Raw genomic sequence first — 17,325 nt, forward strand, 5'->3', positions numbered from 1 at the left:
GCAATGATTAAATTCGCTCTAATGAGAGAGGTCGCTTTTATAAAGCAAAATAAAGAAAAATGGCTTGAATTTGAACAAGGATTTATAAATAATGATAAAAAAAATCCAGATGACTTAGCCAACTTGCATATTAAGATTATGAACGATCTGGTATATGCCCAAACCTACTACCCAAAAAGCAAGGTTACTTTGTATTTAAATAAATTGGCAAAAAAAAGTTTTGATGATGTTTATGATGCCAAAAGACGTGATAAAAATGTTATTCTTTACTTTTTTTTAGATCAAGTACCCCTACTCTGTTACAAATATCGCAAATACATGTATTTGGCGTTTGCCTTTTTTTTCGTTTGTTTTTTTGTTGGATTATTATCTACTTTTAATGATGAAACTTTTGCGCGTCATATTTTAGGCGATACTTATATAGATCAAACTTTAGAAAATATTGAAGGTGGTGATGCTATGGCTGTTTATAAAAGTGGTAGCAATTGGGGAACTTTTATTGGTATTTACGACAATAACCAACGTGTAGGATTAAACATGTTTTTATCGGGTTTGTTTTTAGGCATTGGTACTGCTTTCTATATTGTACAAAATGCAATTATGGTGGCTGTTTTTCAAGCCTTTTTTTATCAACATAATAGTTTGTTTGACAGTTTAAAAGGCATTTGGATTCATGGCACTTACGAAATTTTCGGAATGATAATCGAAGCAGGTGCTGGTTTTATTATTGGTGCAAGTATTTTATTTCCAGGCACTTTAAAACGTTTAGAATCTTTTAAAGTAGGCATTAGAGATGCATTTTATATATTTATTAGCACCATACCTTTTACTATTGTTGCTGCATTTTTAGAAGGATATGTAACACGTTATAGCAACAAAGTGCCCACTATTTTTTGTTTTGCTATTATTGGTTTTAGTTTGGTAAGCATTAGCTATTATTATTTGATTTTGCCCTTTAAGGTTGCTAAAAAATACGAGGTAAAATAAATGAAAAATACAATAGCCTCCCTCCTTTTCTTTTTTGTTTGGTTTGCCAATGCTCAAGAAAATCTAGATGACTCCTTAAAAATTGCATCAGATAGTATTCAGTATATCAAAACTACAGAAATTTCTGAGGACAGAAGTTTTTCCACAAATCTTAAAGAAAAATATTCAGGAAAAGACTTTGAATACCAAGAAAATTTAACCCAAAAAAAGCAAGGAAGTTCCAATAATGCCTTTTTTGGACTGTTTTCTTTTTTTATGACAACTATTTTCCCTTTTTTGTTAGGGGGTTTTGTCATTTTTGTGATTCTAAAAGTTTTGTTGGGTTCTGATTTCAATATTTTTAAATCAAACACATCTTCTCAACAATTATCAGACAAACTCATTTATGAAGATGAAGATATACAAGAATTAAACTTAGACGCACTTTTACACCAAGCTATTAGTAATAAAGAGTTTAGATTGGCAATTCGCTATTATTTTTTATCAACCTTAAAAACATTATCTAAAAAAGAACTTATTGATTATCACAAAGATAAAACCAACGCTGAATATGTATTAGAAATAGAAAATGCAACCACTCGAAAAGAATTTTCGTACCTATTATATGTGTATTCTTATGTTTGGTATGGAGAGTTTCCTGTTGATGAAACAAATTTTAATGTAGCTCAAAACAAGTATCAATCTTTTTTAAAATCTTTAGTTTGATGCAGTTTCAAGATGTTTTTAAAAATTTGTCAGTTTCATTTCAACTGATTACAAAGTGTCACCTAAAAATAGTATCAAGAACTATTGTCGTCTTGATTACAATGCTGGTATTAACGAGCTGTAATAAAACCAATTGGAGCGAGAATTTTAGAGAAAAGGAAAAAAGTCCTTTTGGTACTTATATCCTCTACAATCAAGCCAATACGCTTTTTAATAATCAAGAAGTCGTTCTTTTAAAAGAAAATTTTTACGATTATTTGTTTAAAAACTATGATTCAATTAACGAGAACTTTGGCAACTACATTTGTATAAAACACAATGCCAACAAATTACCCAAAGATGGAATTACAGATTTGTTATCTTTTGTAAAAGAAGGCAACACAGCATTTTTAGCCTTAAATACTTTTAACGAAGATTTACAAGAACAATTAGAATTTACCACCAACAATTTAAATCGAAATGTATATAAAATTGATGATTTACGAGATTTGCAAGGTGAGTTTTATTTGAAGAATGAACGTTTTAACAATCAAAAGTTTACATTTGATAGAAATATTAGAAAACATTATTTTGTAACCTACAATGAAAAGAAAACCATTGTTTTAGGATCTTCAAAAATAGACGGAGAAAAAGTACCCAATTTTATAAAAATTTACCATGGTAAAGGTGCTATTTTTTTGCATTCAAATCCTGTAGTTTTTACCAACTATTATTTGTTAAAAGGTAAAGAACAATATACAGAGCATGTATTTTCTTATCTTAGATCTTCTACAATTTTATGGGATCCACATACCAAATACAGTAAATTTTCTAGCGAAAGAGAAGATAACCAACAATCAGTGTTTAAATTCTTTTTACAATACAAAACCCTAACTTGGTTTTTAGTGGTAGTTTTGGTAGGTACTTTACTATTTATGCTGTTTAACGCAAGAAGAAAACAGCGTGCAATACCTGCAATTCAACCTTTACAAAACACTACCATAGCTTTTACGCAAACCATAGCAAGTTTGTATTTAAAAGAGCAAAATCATAAAAATTTGGTTGATAAAAAAATAACGTTTTTCTTAGAAAAAGTTCGTACAAAATACCTACTCAACACCACAAATTTAAATAAAGATTTTATCCACAATTTAGCGTCAAAATCTGGTAATGAACTACAAAAAACAACATATTTAGTCAATACAATTATCACTTTACATAAAAAGTCAGAATGTACTCAAGAAGAGTTACTTGTGTTGCATAAAATGATTGCAAATTTCTTTAAAAAATAAATAGATATGGATACACCAACAGAAGGCATAAATGAAGAACAAAATTCTGAAAATTCAGCACATTTAGCATTCGAAAACAGAATTGATTTATCAGGATTGCAAGAGAGTGTTTTTCAGATAAAAAAACAATTGCAAAAAGTAATTGTTGGACAGAAAGAAATGATGGATTTACTCTTGGTTTCTTTGTTGGCAGATGGCCATGTTCTTATAGAAGGTGTGCCAGGAGTTGCTAAAACAATTACTGCAAAACTATTATCAAAAACCTTACAAATTGGGTTTAGCAGAATACAGTTTACACCAGATTTAATGCCTTCGGATATTTTAGGAACCTCTGTTTTTAATGTAAAAAAATCGGAGTTTGAATTTAAAAAAGGCCCTATTTTCTCGAATATGATTTTAATTGACGAAATTAATAGAACTCCTGCCAAAACACAAGCTGCACTTTTTGAAGTGATGGAAGAAAAGCAAGTAACTATGGATGGTGTTACGTATAAAATGGAGGAACCTTTTATGGTTTTAGCCACACAAAACCCAATTGAACAAGAAGGAACCTATCGTTTGCCAGAAGCGCAATTAGATCGTTTTTTGTTTAAAGTGATTATGGAATACCCTAATGCTGAAGAGGAATTGGAAATTATAATGAGAGAACAGGCCTTAGAGAATACCACGAAAATTAGTAAAATAGCAACCATTATTGAAGGTGCTAAAATTGTGGAGTACAAAACTTTGGTAAATCAAATTAAAATAGAAGCCAACTTGTTAAAATATATTGCGAACATTGTAGTGAATACGCGTTCTAATTCCTATTTATATTTAGGCGCTTCACCAAGAGCAAGTATCGCAATTTTAGGGGCTTCTAAAGCGTTTGCTGCAATTGAAGGTAGAGATTTTGTAACACCAGAAGATATTAAAAAAGCAACGATTCCTGTTTTACAACATCGCGTTATTGTTACCCCAGAAAGAGAAATGGAGGGTTTAACTAGCAAACAAATTATTGAGCAAATTATTGAAACTGTAGATATTCCTAGATAAGAGTTTAAAAAACAACACATTGAAACATTTTTACAACACATTATTTTTAAACAATAGATTTTTTTATTTGTTAGGTGGTATCGCAACTTTATTCGTTGTGGGTTTTTTTGCACCACTATTTTTTGAAATCTCTAAAATAATGTTGTTTATGTTAGTTGTGCTTGTTTGTATTGATATTTTAATGCTTTATCAAACCAAAAAAGCCATACAAATTGAACGTAATTTACCAGAACGATTGTCTAATGGTGATGAAAATAAAATATCATTACATATAAAAAATAATTATCCGTTTATTGCACACTTATCTTTAATAGAAGAATTGCCTTTTCAGTTTCAGAAACGTGATTTTATATTTCATCAGATTTTAAAAAAGAATGAGAAAAAAACAATTCATTATAATGTAACACCCAAAGAAAGAGGGGTTTATGTTTTTGGTCACATCAATGTATATGCAAATTCAGCGTTAAAATTAGCCACTAAAAAATATGTTTTAGCAGCTGAAAAAGAAGTGAAATGTTATCCTTCTTTTTTAAGATTGAAAGAATTTGATATTCAAAACTTTAATAGTGCTATTTCTTATGGATCAAAAAAATCTCGAAGAATTGGGCATTCTTTAGAATTTGAACAGATTAAAGAATATGTTTCTGGTGATGATATTAGAACTTTAAATTGGAAAGCAACCGCAAAGCGCAATCAATTAATGGTAAATCAATATATAGAAGAGAAATCGCAGTCGGTTTACGCTTTAATTGATAAAGGAAGAGCCATGCAAATGACTTTTAATGGATTAAGTTTACTAGATTATGCTGTAAATGCAACATTGGCAATTAGCAATGTAATTCTTAGAAAACAAGATAAAGCAGGGATGTTATCTTTTGCTACAAAATTAGAAGATTGGGTGGTTGCAGAGCGCAGAAATTCGCAAATGAATTTAATTTCTGAAGCATTACACAACATTACAACTAATTTTGATGAACCTGATTTTGGTACTTTATATGCTGTTGTTAAGCGTAAAATTACACACCGAAGTTTGCTTATTTTGTTTACAAATTTCGAAACTATAGATGGTTTACAAAGGCAACTCCCCTATTTAAGGGCTTTAGCAAAAAATCATTTGGTTTTAATTGTGTTTTTTAAAAATACAGAATTAGACAGCTTAATAGAAAATGAGGCAAAAAACATACAAGAAGTTTATGATAGCGTTATTGCCGAAAAGTTTAGGTATGAAAAGAAAAGAATTGTAAACGAATTAAAGAAATACGGCATACAATCTGTACTTACCAAACCAGAAGATTTAACAGGAGCAAGTATCAACAAATATCTAGATTTAAAGTCTAGAGGCTTGTTTTAACAAAATGTATTTCTAAATTCGCAAAAAAAATATAACTATGAATTGGTATCTTAAAGTTTTAAAACAATATTTCGATTTTTCTGGACGAGCAAGACGTAAAGAATATTGGATGTATCTTTTGTTTCATTTCATTTTTACGATGGCAACTATTTTTTTAGATACTTTATTAGCTACTGAAATGAATGAAGTTGGCTTTTTTTATCTGATATATATTGTTTTAAATATTATACCAGGTATTGCAGTTTCTATAAGAAGACTTCATGATCTTGGCAAAAGTGGTGCTATGCTTTTAATAAATTTAATTCCTTTTATAGGCCCAATTTGGTTTTTGATATTAACTTGTATGGAAGGACAATCTAAACCTAATAGATGGGGAAATAATCCAAAGGGAATTGGAAATGATACACTCATTAATCAAATAGGTACTGAATAACTATTCTGTTTGCCAATTACCCCTGTAGTTGATAGAATTTCTATGGCTGCTAATTACACTTAAAGTTGCAGCATGATTTGCAAATAATGTTAAGGTAAGTCTTAGATTTTCATCTGGTTTTTTTACATCATATTTAATGATATAATTATTTTTTTTAGCATTGAACTTGGTTTCAGTTGGTATAGATTTACCTATAAATTTTAAACCAGCATCTGCTGTACCATAAGTACCTCCCATTCTTCTTACACCATAATAAGGCATATCTAAATGAATACTATCGTTTTTTACTCTTAAAAAATTAGGATTCCCAATCAAATTAATATTACCCAAATTACTTCCCATTGGTAATAAGTTTTCTAAACCGCTAACATTAGCCATTGATATTGGTTGGGCATCATTGGCAACAAACTCAAACTTATTATTTTCTACTGTTTCTTTTAAATTATTCAGCTCTGTAATTGTAACTGTACTTTTACAAGCTACATAAAAGCAAGAAATAACAAAAATGGATATTATCCGAAGATTAAAACTCATAAAATGCTGATATTTAATTATTTAAATTTATAAAAAAAGAATTATAATTTTGATAAAAAAATCATAATTTTTTGAAAAGAAATAGTGGTATTTTTATCGTTTTTTAAAAGCAAATGAGTTTAAAAATTATATTTGAAGATGATTATTTGGTTTGTGTAGGGAAACCCAATAACGTGTTAGTACATCATGCATACCACTCAAGAAATGTGGCAGATGAAACCTCTTTATTGCAAATGATTCAGACCGAAATCAGAATAAAAACCTATCCTATTCATCGATTAGACAGAAAAACATCTGGAATTATTTTATTGGCAAAGCAAAAAGAATTTGTTTCTAAATTTCAAGAATTGTTTACTCAAAACTCCATTCAAAAAACGTATTACGGAGTTGTTCGTGGTTTTGCTCCGGATGAAAAAACAATTGATTCTCCTGTTAAAGGAAGGGATGCCAAAGTTCATAAAGATGCTTTAACAAACTTAAAAACCTTAGAAAAAATCACTTTAAATATTCCTGTAAAACCCTACGATTCATCACGTTATAGTTTAGTAGAATTGCTTCCTAAAACAGGTAGAATGCATCAATTGCGCGTACATACCAATAAAATTAGTCATCCTTTACTTGGTGATGCCAAATATGGCGACAAAAATCATGATACTATGTTTCATGAAAATTTTGGCTGGAATAATTTATTTTTACATGCAGGTAAATTAGAATTTACCCATCCTTTTACAACAGAAAACCTTGTTTTAAAAGCATCTTTTCCAAAAGATTGGATTGCATTGTTTAAAGAATTTAATTGGAATAATCCATTAATATAACAAAGCAACATGCTCGTTATTAATGCTATTGCTCTATAGATTGAGCATGGAAGGCAATCAATTCTCCACCTTCAAAAGTTGGTGAAACTTCAATAGGATTGCAGCAAACCTCACAATCTTCTATATACGTTTGTTGCCTAACACTAGTATCTAAAATCATTGAAATATCTTCCCAACAATAAGGACATTGAAAAAAATGTTCTAATTCCATCAGTTTTCAATTACTTTTAAAACTAATTTTCCTTTTTTATCGCCAGAAAACAAACGATTATAGGTTTCATGAAAGTTTTCTATACCTTCATAAATCGCCTCTTTTGATTTTAATTTGCCTTCTTGCATCCAAGTGCCCATTTGTTTAGCGGCTTCGCCAAATTTATTGCTATAATCCATAACCACCATTCCTTGCATGGTAGAACGAGTTACTAGAAGCGATAAATAATTGCTTGGCCCATGTATTCTTGTTTTGTTATTGTATTGCGATATAGCACCACAAATTACCACTCTTGCATGCATTCTTAATTTACTTAAAGCCGCATCTAAAATTTTTCCACCAACATTATCAAAATATACGTCAACACCTTTTGGGCATTTTTTCTTTAAAGCCGAATAAATATTTTCAGATTTATAATCAATAGCATCATCAAAACCCAATTCGTTGATCAAGTAATCACATTTTTCTTGTCCGCCAGCAATACCAATAACAGTACAGCCTTTAATTTTTGCAATTTGTCCAACAACGCTACCTACAGCTCCTGCAGCTCCAGAAATTAAAACAATATCCCCTTGTTTAATTTTACCAACTTCTGTAATTCCAAAATAAGCGGTCATTCCTGGCATCCCTAAAACACCAATATATTTAGGCATTGCAGCCAAACGTGTGTCTACCTTATACCAACCATCACCATTGGTTACAACAAATTGTTGTACACCACCCCAACCTGTTACTACATCACCAATTTGAAACTTAGGATTTCCATTATTTTTAATGACTTTACCAATTGAACCAGCTCGCATTACATCATTTAAGGCCACTGGAGGAATATAAGATTTGGTATCATTCATCCAACCACGCATTGCAGGATCTAAAGAAATATAGTGTTGCTCAACCAAAACCTCTCCTTCTTCTAGTTCAGAAATGGGATTTGATTCTAGTTGCCAAGTATCAGCATCTGGAACACCCACAGGACGTTTTTTAAAGATGATTTGTTTGTTTGTCATTGGTTTTAAATTTATTTTGAAAACCTAAAAATACTATATTTTAAGGAAAAAATATTAGAAATAATAACGGGAAAATTAATCCTAGGGCAGCTAATTTCCATCCTCTTTTACTAAAACCATTTTTACCAGCAGGTATCAATATTCCTGTTATTGCAATCAATAACATTGCTGCACCAAATATATCTGAATACCAGATCCAAAATTTATTGGTTGTTTTATGCAAATACATAGTATGACCAATTATAGGTACTTTTCTTTTAAACTCTAATGTACCTTTTGTTTCAGTTAATTGCATATCTAAGATTCCATTGTCTTTAAAGTAAACTCTTAAGGCACCATTTCGTATGCGATGACTATCGTATTCAGCATCTAAACCTTTGGTATTTGCAATTAAGAATTCTTTGGTGATATCTTTTTGATTCTCTGGAAGTTGAAGTGTAACTTCTTTGCTATCAAAAGTGTAATTCATTGGATACCAATCTTGTCTGTGGTTTAATATAATCCCTGAAAAGGAAAATGCAATAATTAAACCCACATAAAAATAGGCAAAATCTCGGTGTAAACTTCTATTTGTAACTTTCATTTTTATAATTTTGAAGTCGCAAATATATTTAGATTAAATCTAAATAAAAATTAATATTTGTATAATTTTAATATTTCTTCTACTAACCTACTTTTACTTAAATATTGTTTTTCTAATTGTTTTTGAAAGGGTATTGGCGTATCTAAAGCAGCAACTCTTTGAACAGGAGCATCTAAGAATTCAAAACAATTTTCATGAATTAATGCTGAAATATCGCTTGAAATACCACCAAACAAAGAATCTTCCTGTACAATTAATGCCTTACCTGTTTTTTTGACAGAGGTATAAATTGTTTCCATATCTAAGGGCTGTAAGGTTCTTAAATCAATAACATCTGCAGAAATTTCTGGATGATTTTCTAAAACCTCTAAAATCCAATGTACACTTGATCCATAACCAATTAAAGTGATGTTTTTTCCTTTTTTTAAGAGATTGGCTTTACCCAATTCAAAAGTATAATAGTCTTCTGAAACATCTTGATAAACAGCTCTATATAATGCTTTATGTTCAAAAAACAACACAGGGTTTGGATCATTAATTGCAGCAATTAACAAACCTTTGGCATCTTGAGGAAAAGCAGGATATACTACTTTTAAACCTGGAGTTTTGGTAAACCAGGCTTCGTTAGTTTGACTATGAAAAGGCCCTGCACCAACTCCTGCTCCACATGGCATTCTTATAACAACATCAGCATTTTGATTCCACCTATAATAAGATTTTGCCAATAAATTAACAATCGGGTTAAAACCAGAAGAAACAAAATCTGCAAATTGCATTTCTACCACTGCTTTTATGCCATTAACAGACAAGCCATAAGCAGTACTTACAATAGCAGATTCGCAAATAGGAGTATTTTTTACACGTTCTTTGCCAAACTTTGCTACAAAACCATCTGTTATTTTAAAAACACCTCCATATTCAGCAATATCTTGCCCCATAATTACCAAGTTTGGATGTGTACTCATGGATAATTGCAAAGCATCAGCAATAGCATCTATAAAACGAATATTTTTTTTAGTTGATGATAGTTGTATATTCTTAAAATTAAAAGGTTTAAAAACATCATTTAGCTCCGTTTCTAAATTGGGTATAATTTCTTCTTCATTATAAGCCAATTGTAAATGTTCGTTTATTTCGCTATTAATTTCGTCTGTAAAGCTTTTTTCAATTGCTGTTGTTAATATTGATTTTGTTTTTAAAAAATCAGCAAAGTTTGATATTGGATCTTTTTGTTCCCAAAATTGCATTAATTCGTCAGGTACGTATTTTGTGCCACTTGCTTCTTCATGACCTCGCCTTCTAAAGGTTTTAAATTCTAATAAAATTGGTCTTGGATTTTTTCGAATACTTTTTGCAAGTTCATCAACCTTTGTATATACATCAATAATATTATTACCATCTATAACATGACTTTCCATACCATAGCCCATTCCTTTGTCAGCAATATTTATGCAATTAAATTGCTCTGATGTTGGGGTTGACAAGGCATAACCATTATTTTCAATACAAAATAAAACAGGCAAGCTCCATACAGAAGCTACATTTAAAGCTTCATGAAAATCACCTTCACTAGTGCCTCCTTCCCCTGAAAAAACAGCACAAACTTTCTGATTATTTTTTAATTTGTTGGCTAAGGCAATTCCGTCTGCAACACCTAATTGAGGGCCTAAATGAGAAATCATTCCGACAATTTTAAATTCTTGTGTTCCGAAATGAAAACTTCGATCTCTGCCTTTTGTAAATCCATTACGTTTTCCTTGCCATTGAGCAAAAAGGCGATATAAAGGAATATCTCTACTTGTAAATACGCCTAAATTTCTGTGCATGGGTAAAATATACTCATCTTTTTGTAAAGCTAAAGTTACCCCAACAGCAATTGCTTCTTGCCCAATACCAGAAAACCATTTGGTTATTTTTCCTTGACGTAATAAAATCAGCATTTTTTCCTCAATCAATCGAGGTTTTAGCATACTTTTATATAAATTCAATAAAAAAGCATTATCTAAATCAGACTTTAAATTATACTCAATATTATTAGCCATAAATTACCAATTATACAATAACAAACATACAGATAAAGAAGTTTATTCCATAAAAAAATCCTTATCATTTTAGTGATAAGGATTTTAATTACATCTTTTTATTTTTATAATTCTGCAAAAATTGCATGCATCATTCTTTTCTTATCGTTGATACTTTCTTCTAGTGCAATCATAGTTTCTGTTCTGTTTACACCAGGTACATCATCTATTTGATAAATAATATCTTTAGCATCGTTTGTGCCTTTTGCTCTTACTTTACAAAAAATATTGTATTTGCCAGCGGTTACATAAGCTACAGTAACATTTGGTATTTTTCTTAAATTTTCTATAACACTCTGCGTCATTGAGGTTTTTTCTAAATAAACACCAACATGTGCTATAAAAGAATAGCCCATTTTTTCATAATTTAAGGTTAGTGTAGAACCTTGAATGATACCTTCATCCTCCATTTTTTTAACTCGAACATGAATAGTCCCAGCAGAAACTAGTAGTTGTTTGGCAATATCAGTAAAAGGAGTTCTAGCATTTTCTATTAAAATATCTAAAATTTGATGATCAATTTCGTCTAAGATAAATTTTTTCATTTTTAAGTATTATTCAATTATCGAAACAAATTTATAAATTAAATTGAATTAAACAAGTAAAAAACTGACAAATACTTAATTAATTTCCTTGTCGAAAACGATTTCGATGTGTCCTATTTTATCATTGAGGTCATTTTCACCTATAACCTTGTCTAAATGTGATATAAATTTGCCTTCAACTATATTATCTTGATATTGATAGGCAATATCTTTTTTAGCATCTTTATACCTATGAATAACATCGTAAAAAACTTTAACATTATTTGGAATGCTAAAATAGGGTTCAAAAAGCTTAAAATCACTGCTAGATGCAATATGATAAAGCCCTTGAACTATAGCATAAAAAGTATATTCTCTTGTAATTTCTCTGGTATAATCTTCTGTAAAATGACCAGATTCAATTAAAATGGTGTTATATCCTAATTTTTGAAAATTATCTCCAGTTGCAGTAGGGTAAAACTCATCTGTATACCTACCCACAAAATTAGGAATTATTTTTTGTAATAAACGATTCATGGCAACAATAACATTCATCGTTTCTTTTCTGCCTTTAGTTAATGCTCTTGTAACTTCTTCAGATGGCGCTAAAAAAGAAATAGTTGCTGGGTTTTTAGTGCCTTCTACTCCAAAAATAGTTCTCTGATCATGTAAATTAAAACAAAATTGAGGATTAAATTCCTCTAAGGTTTTTCTTAATAATTTACTTTCTATGGCAGTTTTATCAACGGCATCTCTATTTAAATCAACCTTATTGGCATTAACCCTTGTGTATGCTTGAGCACCATCAGGATTTAGCATGGGTATAAACAACAAAGTACACTCTTTTAAAATAGTTTTAAATAGGGTATTATCATCATTAGAAAAGCAATTGAATACATCAAATAAAGCTTTTGTACCTGTGCTTTCGTTTCCATGCATTTGAGACCATAACAAAATTTTCTTTGAACCAGAACCAATTTGCAAGGTATAAATTGGTTTTTGTTGTTCTGAAAAACCAAGTTGTTTGATTTGAAAACTGTTTTGATGTTTTTGAAATAAACTTTCGATATCTTTTAAAGTTATCCACTTCCCAAAAAGAGCCGTTTCTTTTTGCGCTTTAAAAATATCATTTAAAATTTTTGGTGATAAAATATCCACAGATGTTGCTATTTAATGCTACAAATTTACACTTTTGATGATTACTCCACAACAGTAATGCTATATATAAATGAACTAATTATTACATGCGTAAACCACTTCAAAGCCCAAGTTGTTACTTTTGTAAACTGCCTTAACTCTAATATCACTCCTAAAGTTTATGCTGTTTGTAAATACTTGAATTAATAATCATATGCACCTAAATATCATTATTTTATATTTAATTAAATAAACTATTAGTATAAGTAAAAAATTATAAATAATAGGTAAAGTTATAACACCTGTTGCTGGCTGCTTTTTCTTTTTTTACATTTGTAACATAATAAACTTTTACAATGTTAAACAGTACTGCATTTTCTAAACGAATAAAATTACTGATGGAATATTATGAATTATCGGCTGCTTCTTTTGCTGATAAAATTGCTGTACAACGTTCAAGCATCTCACATATTTTATCTGGTAGAAATAAGCCTAGTTTAGATTTTGTGCTAAAAATTACTGCTAATTTTAATGAAGTTGATATGGAGTGGTTGTTAAACGGAAAAGGAAATTTTCCAAAAAAAGAGGTGAAATCAATCTCAGAAAACACCCCTACTCTATTTTCTAGCGCTGTTAAAAATAAGCAAAAAGAGATTCAAAGAATTGTTGTTTTTTACAATGATGGTAGTTTTGATGAGTACATGAAGTAAAATACTACTGCAAGTAAAAGATCAATAGAAATTGAATTTGTATATCTTAATTGTCTAACTTTAAATTTCAGAAAATAAGTTTTAAGTTTATGAATAATTAAATGATTATCTATTTAATTTAAAAGATAACTCTTTAACGATTTCAATAAAACTTGGTCTATTTTTAACATTAAAATCAAAACAACGCTGTATTAGTTTTTGTAAATCTAAATATAAAGAACTCTCACTTTCTGCTTTGTCTACTAAAGTTAAAAGGTCATCTAATAAACAACCAAAAGCCCTTACTTCTACCCTTTCTATATTTTTTGCTATTGAAGAATTTGTATCATAAAAAGTAGCCGCACCAAAATCACCAAATAAGATTTCTGATGTTTCATTGATTAAGATATTATGCGCATATAAATCGCCATGATTAATGCCTTTACTATGCAAATGCCCTGCCACTGAAGCCATATTTGAAGCAACCTTTACTATAGCCTTTAATGTAAAAGAAGTTGTCGTTTTAAAAGTATCTCTTGTACAAGAAACCAAACTAGGTGGATTACCCAAGTTGATAAAATCTGGAGTAATGAGTTCCATTAATAAACCATTTCTATTTTCTGGATGATTTTTAATTTTACCTAAAATTGGGATTAAGTTTTTATGTTTACCAGCAGCAATAGAAGCTTTCATTTCGTCTTCTGGCAATCCATCACTAGTAACAGCGCCTTTAAATACTTTTATAGCAACAGCTTTGTTTTTAGAAATCCAATGTGCTTTAGAAATTACTCCTGATGCTCCTTGTCCTAACAACTTATTGATTGTAAAATCTTTCCAATCATAAGATGGCATCACGTTATTGATATTGACGCTGTGTGTAGCCGGATTTCCATCAAAAGCAACCCAAGATAATTTTGGTAAAGAAAATAACCATTCTGGAATTGTTTTGAGTTTGTTTGATGAAATTCTGAGTAATTCTAAATTTTGGCAGTTTTCCATTTCTTTGGGCAACTCTTCAATCGAATTACCAGCCACTGGAAATTTTTGTAAATATTTACAATTCCCAATACTTTTCGGAAGCTCTTTTAGATTGTTATCCGTTAAAATCAACCATCTTAATAATGGCGGAAAAGCATTTTCTGGAATTGTATGAATTTGATTGGATTTTAAGCCAATCATACTCAATAAAGGAAGTTCTGCTAGTATTTTTGGGTATTCAGTAAACTTGTTATTCCCTAAAAAAATAGTTCGAATATTTTTTAGTTGAACAATATCATTAGGTAATGCTGATAAATGATTGTTAGATAAATCTAAAATTTCTAGTGATTCTGATAAGGAGTAGATTTCTTTTGGAAATTCGGTGAGACCACAAGATATAGTAACTCTTTTTAAACCTTTTAATTTACCTGACTTTAAATCTTTTAAAGTTTGCATTGCCATTTGAGTGTTTTAGGCAAACATATGCAATAATATTTAGGATGAATTAAAAATTATAACAATTTAGCCATCGCAGTTTTAATAATTTCTATATTTCGTTGTTTATTGGTGTTATCTGTTTTTTTCTGATCATTAATCATATTTCGCATTAAGTTAATGACTACCTTATCAAAATTAAACCCTTTAAACTGGTTGCCTTTTATTACCATATCTTCCACTACATTCTGTATTGCCTCTGTGTTATTGCTTTCTGATATTTGTTTAAATGCTTTTTGATACAACTCTTTAGTTGTGTTATCATTTGTTAAAAACATTCCTGAAACCACAGATTTAGCTATGAAAGGTAATTCAGACTCGTCTTTTTCTTCAATAAAAATTTGGGTTAGTGGTGTTGCTAAAATTTTTCGAACTTCGTCTGGTAATTCTTTAGATTTTTTTATGGCTAACTCTTTATCAACATAATACATAGACACCAAAGCTTTGCCTAAAACTGAATATGACTTACTATTGAGCGCATCAACAAAAATTGGTTTCAATTCAGGATCAGTTAATTTCCCCAAAGTATGTATGGCTTCTGCTTGCACCAATGTTTTAGGGTCGTTGTTGGCCAATTGCATAATTTTTCTAATCGCATCTTTTTTAGAAAATTTATTAATTAAATCTATTTTTTGTAAGGCTAAAATTCTAATTTTATAAGATTCATCATTTAAGGCATCAACAACTGCGTTAAAAACATCTTTATCTTCTTGTTTTGTAAGTAATTGCAACAGCGCTTCTCTTCTGTGTGCAAAATTATCTGCATTTTTTAGTTGATATATATATTCACTTAATACTTTATTTTCATTAATGTCACAAACCAAAACATTATCTGCATTAACCTGAATTAAATTTGGCTGACTAGTATATGGAAAGGTAAAGGAAGCGTCATTTGCCTTAACAAAAACGGTATGTCTCGTTCTTTTATCACCTTCAAAAATATCGATAGTAAAAGGAAATTGAAATGTTTCTCCTTGCAACTGAATAATGTTTACAGTAACTGTTTTTTGTAGGGTATTGTAATCGTAAGAAATTTCGATATTTGGATGATTTGCACCATAATACCATTGGTTAAAAAACCAATTTAAATCTTTACCTGTAAGTTCTTCAAAAACCAAACGTAATTGATGTACTTCTGCAGTTTTATATTGGTATTGGGTTAAATAGTTTTTTAATCCTGTAAAAAAAGCTTTATCACCTAAATAATTTCGTAACATGTGCAGTATTGCTCCACCTTTATTGTAATTAACTAAATCAAAGAGGTCTTCTCTATTATCATAGGTAAAGCGAACTAAAGATTTGTTGTTATTTTGCCCTTTTTTGTAGGCTTCAACTTGCTCAAAATAATGCATTTCTGCAGCTACTTTTCCATATTTATGTTCTCTCCATAAATACTCTCCATAATTTGCAAATGATTCATTTAAAGTAACATTAGACCAACTTTCTGAGGTAACTAAATTTCCAAACCAGTGATGCATAATTTCATGCGCAATTGTATTTTCTTGTACATTATTATCAACTAATTGCCCTGGTTTTTGGTAAGCTTGCTCACCATGTACTACTGCTGTTGTGTTCTCCATAGCTCCAGAAACATAATCTCTAACAACAATTTGACTGTATTTGGACCAAGGGAATTCCACCCCCAATTTATCAGCAAAAAATCCAATCATTTCTGGGGTTAACCCAAAAATTGCTTTGGCATAAGGAGCATATTCTTTTTCTACATAATAATTTACAGGAATGTTTTTATAAAAATCGTTGATAATTTCGAATTCACCAACTGCCATAAAAGCCAAATAAGGCGCATGTTTTTTAGTTAATTTCCAATAATCTGTCCTATTTTCTCCTTGTATTGTTTGATTTACCAAAACACCATTAGAAAGTGTTTTGTATTGATTGGGAATAGTTATATAAATTTCTTGCGTCATTTTTTGGTTTGGTGCATCAATGGTTGGGAACCAAGCAGAATTTTCTTGGGTTTCTCCTTGTGTCCAAATTTGAGTTGGTTTGTTTTTATCTAAACCCTCAGCATTGATAAAATATAAACCTTTTGCATCTGTGATTTCTTGAGTTATTTTATCTTTTACTTTTTCAGGACGCGCAATATATTTGATGTAAATGGTAAATTCTTCATCTTTTTGATAGGTTTTTGGCAAATCGATTATGAGTTCATATTCATCATAATGATACCCCAAGTCTATGGCATTCATGGTAACTTTTTGAATGACCATAGAATTTGCATCTAAAGTAATTGTATTGGTGCTGTAAAAGTGAGGTTTAGCTGTTATCCAAGCTTCACCATTCATTGTTTTATTTAAAAAATTAAAATCGACTTTTAATTTTGTGTGTACTAAATCATGAATTTTTTCTCTTTCTGATTTATACGCTCCACTTTGAGCAAAATTGATGGTACTCATCAGTAAAAAACAAAAAACTATTATTTTTTGAAATTTCATAAATATCATTTTCTTCAAGCTCCAAAAATACTA

At 30.0% G+C, this 17,325-nt stretch carries 17 protein-coding genes; 8 read left to right on the forward strand and 9 right to left on the reverse strand.

The window, feature by feature from the left end; all coding sequences use genetic code 11:
- Positions 1 to 21: 21 nt before the first annotated feature.
- The 6 genes from ACTG3V_RS04965 to ACTG3V_RS04990 all read left to right on the forward strand — a co-directional run bounded on the left by ACTG3V_RS04965 (position 22) and on the right by ACTG3V_RS04990 (position 5,779).
- Positions 22 to 987: a stage II sporulation protein M gene (locus ACTG3V_RS04965; RefSeq protein WP_439131035.1), complete on the forward strand. Its 966-nt coding sequence runs from the start codon at positions 22 to 24 to the stop codon at positions 985 to 987.
- On the forward strand, positions 988 to 1,692 hold the full coding sequence (locus tag ACTG3V_RS04970; protein ID WP_439131036.1) for a hypothetical protein: 705 nt from the start codon (positions 988 to 990) through the stop codon (positions 1,690 to 1,692).
- A gap of 101 nt (positions 1,693 to 1,793) precedes the next feature.
- Positions 1,794 to 2,963, forward strand: coding sequence for a hypothetical protein (locus ACTG3V_RS04975; protein WP_439131037.1), 1,170 nt, complete (start codon positions 1,794 to 1,796; stop codon positions 2,961 to 2,963).
- Between the two features lie 6 nt (positions 2,964 to 2,969).
- The gene (locus ACTG3V_RS04980) at positions 2,970 to 3,995 is read left to right on the forward strand and encodes an AAA family ATPase (protein ID WP_439131038.1); all 1,026 of its coding nucleotides are present in this window, start codon (positions 2,970 to 2,972) and stop codon (positions 3,993 to 3,995) included.
- A gap of 19 nt (positions 3,996 to 4,014) precedes the next feature.
- A complete protein-coding gene (locus ACTG3V_RS04985; protein WP_439131039.1) occupies positions 4,015 to 5,346 on the forward strand; it encodes a DUF58 domain-containing protein in 1,332 nt (443 codons plus the stop codon).
- 37 nt (positions 5,347 to 5,383) lie between these two features.
- Complete coding sequence (locus ACTG3V_RS04990; RefSeq protein WP_439131040.1) at positions 5,384 to 5,779, forward strand: DUF805 domain-containing protein; 396 nt, start codon at positions 5,384 to 5,386, stop codon at positions 5,777 to 5,779.
- Here ACTG3V_RS04990 and ACTG3V_RS04995 read toward each other — a convergent pair whose 3' ends face one another.
- Positions 5,780 to 6,313, reverse strand: a complete 534-nt coding sequence (locus ACTG3V_RS04995; RefSeq protein ID WP_439131041.1) for a DUF4251 domain-containing protein — start codon at positions 6,311 to 6,313, stop codon at positions 5,780 to 5,782.
- Positions 6,314 to 6,426: 113 nt separating this feature from the next.
- Between ACTG3V_RS04995 and ACTG3V_RS05000 the strand changes: the two genes are divergently transcribed.
- Positions 6,427 to 7,131: a pseudouridine synthase gene (locus ACTG3V_RS05000; protein WP_439131042.1), complete on the forward strand. Its 705-nt coding sequence runs from the start codon at positions 6,427 to 6,429 to the stop codon at positions 7,129 to 7,131.
- Between the two features lie 25 nt (positions 7,132 to 7,156).
- Here ACTG3V_RS05000 and ACTG3V_RS05005 read toward each other — a convergent pair whose 3' ends face one another.
- The 6 genes from ACTG3V_RS05005 to ACTG3V_RS05030 all read right to left on the reverse strand — a co-directional run bounded on the left by ACTG3V_RS05005 (position 7,157) and on the right by ACTG3V_RS05030 (position 12,695).
- Positions 7,157 to 7,342 carry a CPXCG motif-containing cysteine-rich protein gene (locus ACTG3V_RS05005; RefSeq protein WP_439131043.1) on the reverse strand — a complete coding sequence of 62 codons (186 nt, stop codon included), beginning with the start codon at positions 7,340 to 7,342 and terminating at the stop codon, positions 7,157 to 7,159.
- A complete protein-coding gene (locus ACTG3V_RS05010) occupies positions 7,342 to 8,349 on the reverse strand; it encodes an NADP-dependent oxidoreductase (RefSeq protein WP_439131044.1) in 1,008 nt (335 codons plus the stop codon). The genes ACTG3V_RS05005 and ACTG3V_RS05010 overlap by 1 nt, the downstream gene beginning before the upstream one ends.
- A 40-nt stretch (positions 8,350 to 8,389) precedes the next feature.
- Positions 8,390 to 8,932 (reverse strand): PepSY-associated TM helix domain-containing protein, encoded by a 543-nt coding sequence (locus ACTG3V_RS05015; protein ID WP_439131045.1) that lies wholly within the window; start codon positions 8,930 to 8,932, stop codon positions 8,390 to 8,392.
- Between the two features lie 50 nt (positions 8,933 to 8,982).
- Complete coding sequence (locus ACTG3V_RS05020) at positions 8,983 to 10,974, reverse strand: alpha-ketoacid dehydrogenase subunit alpha/beta (RefSeq protein ID WP_439131046.1); 1,992 nt, start codon at positions 10,972 to 10,974, stop codon at positions 8,983 to 8,985.
- A gap of 104 nt (positions 10,975 to 11,078) precedes the next feature.
- Positions 11,079 to 11,558 (reverse strand): Lrp/AsnC family transcriptional regulator, encoded by a 480-nt coding sequence (locus ACTG3V_RS05025; RefSeq protein ID WP_068359914.1) that lies wholly within the window; start codon positions 11,556 to 11,558, stop codon positions 11,079 to 11,081.
- A 75-nt stretch (positions 11,559 to 11,633) separates the two neighbouring features.
- Complete coding sequence (locus ACTG3V_RS05030) at positions 11,634 to 12,695, reverse strand: M14 family zinc carboxypeptidase (protein WP_439131047.1); 1,062 nt, start codon at positions 12,693 to 12,695, stop codon at positions 11,634 to 11,636.
- 335 nt (positions 12,696 to 13,030) lie between these two features.
- Here ACTG3V_RS05030 and ACTG3V_RS05035 point away from each other — a divergent pair, with 335 nt between their 5' ends.
- Positions 13,031 to 13,384, forward strand: a complete 354-nt coding sequence (locus ACTG3V_RS05035) for a helix-turn-helix transcriptional regulator (protein ID WP_439131048.1) — start codon at positions 13,031 to 13,033, stop codon at positions 13,382 to 13,384.
- Between the two features lie 105 nt (positions 13,385 to 13,489).
- On the opposite strand, the gene ACTG3V_RS05040 is transcribed toward ACTG3V_RS05035, so the two are convergent.
- The gene (locus tag ACTG3V_RS05040; protein ID WP_439131049.1) at positions 13,490 to 14,803 is read right to left on the reverse strand and encodes a protein kinase; all 1,314 of its coding nucleotides are present in this window, start codon (positions 14,801 to 14,803) and stop codon (positions 13,490 to 13,492) included.
- A 50-nt stretch (positions 14,804 to 14,853) separates the two neighbouring features.
- Positions 14,854 to 17,253, reverse strand: a complete 2,400-nt coding sequence (locus ACTG3V_RS05045; protein ID WP_439131050.1) for a M1 family aminopeptidase — start codon at positions 17,251 to 17,253, stop codon at positions 14,854 to 14,856.
- Between the last annotated feature and the right edge of the window lie 72 nt (positions 17,254 to 17,325).

Source organism: Polaribacter sp., from assembly GCF_965660385.1.
In the GTDB taxonomy this organism is placed as follows: domain Bacteria; phylum Bacteroidota; class Bacteroidia; order Flavobacteriales; family Flavobacteriaceae; genus Polaribacter.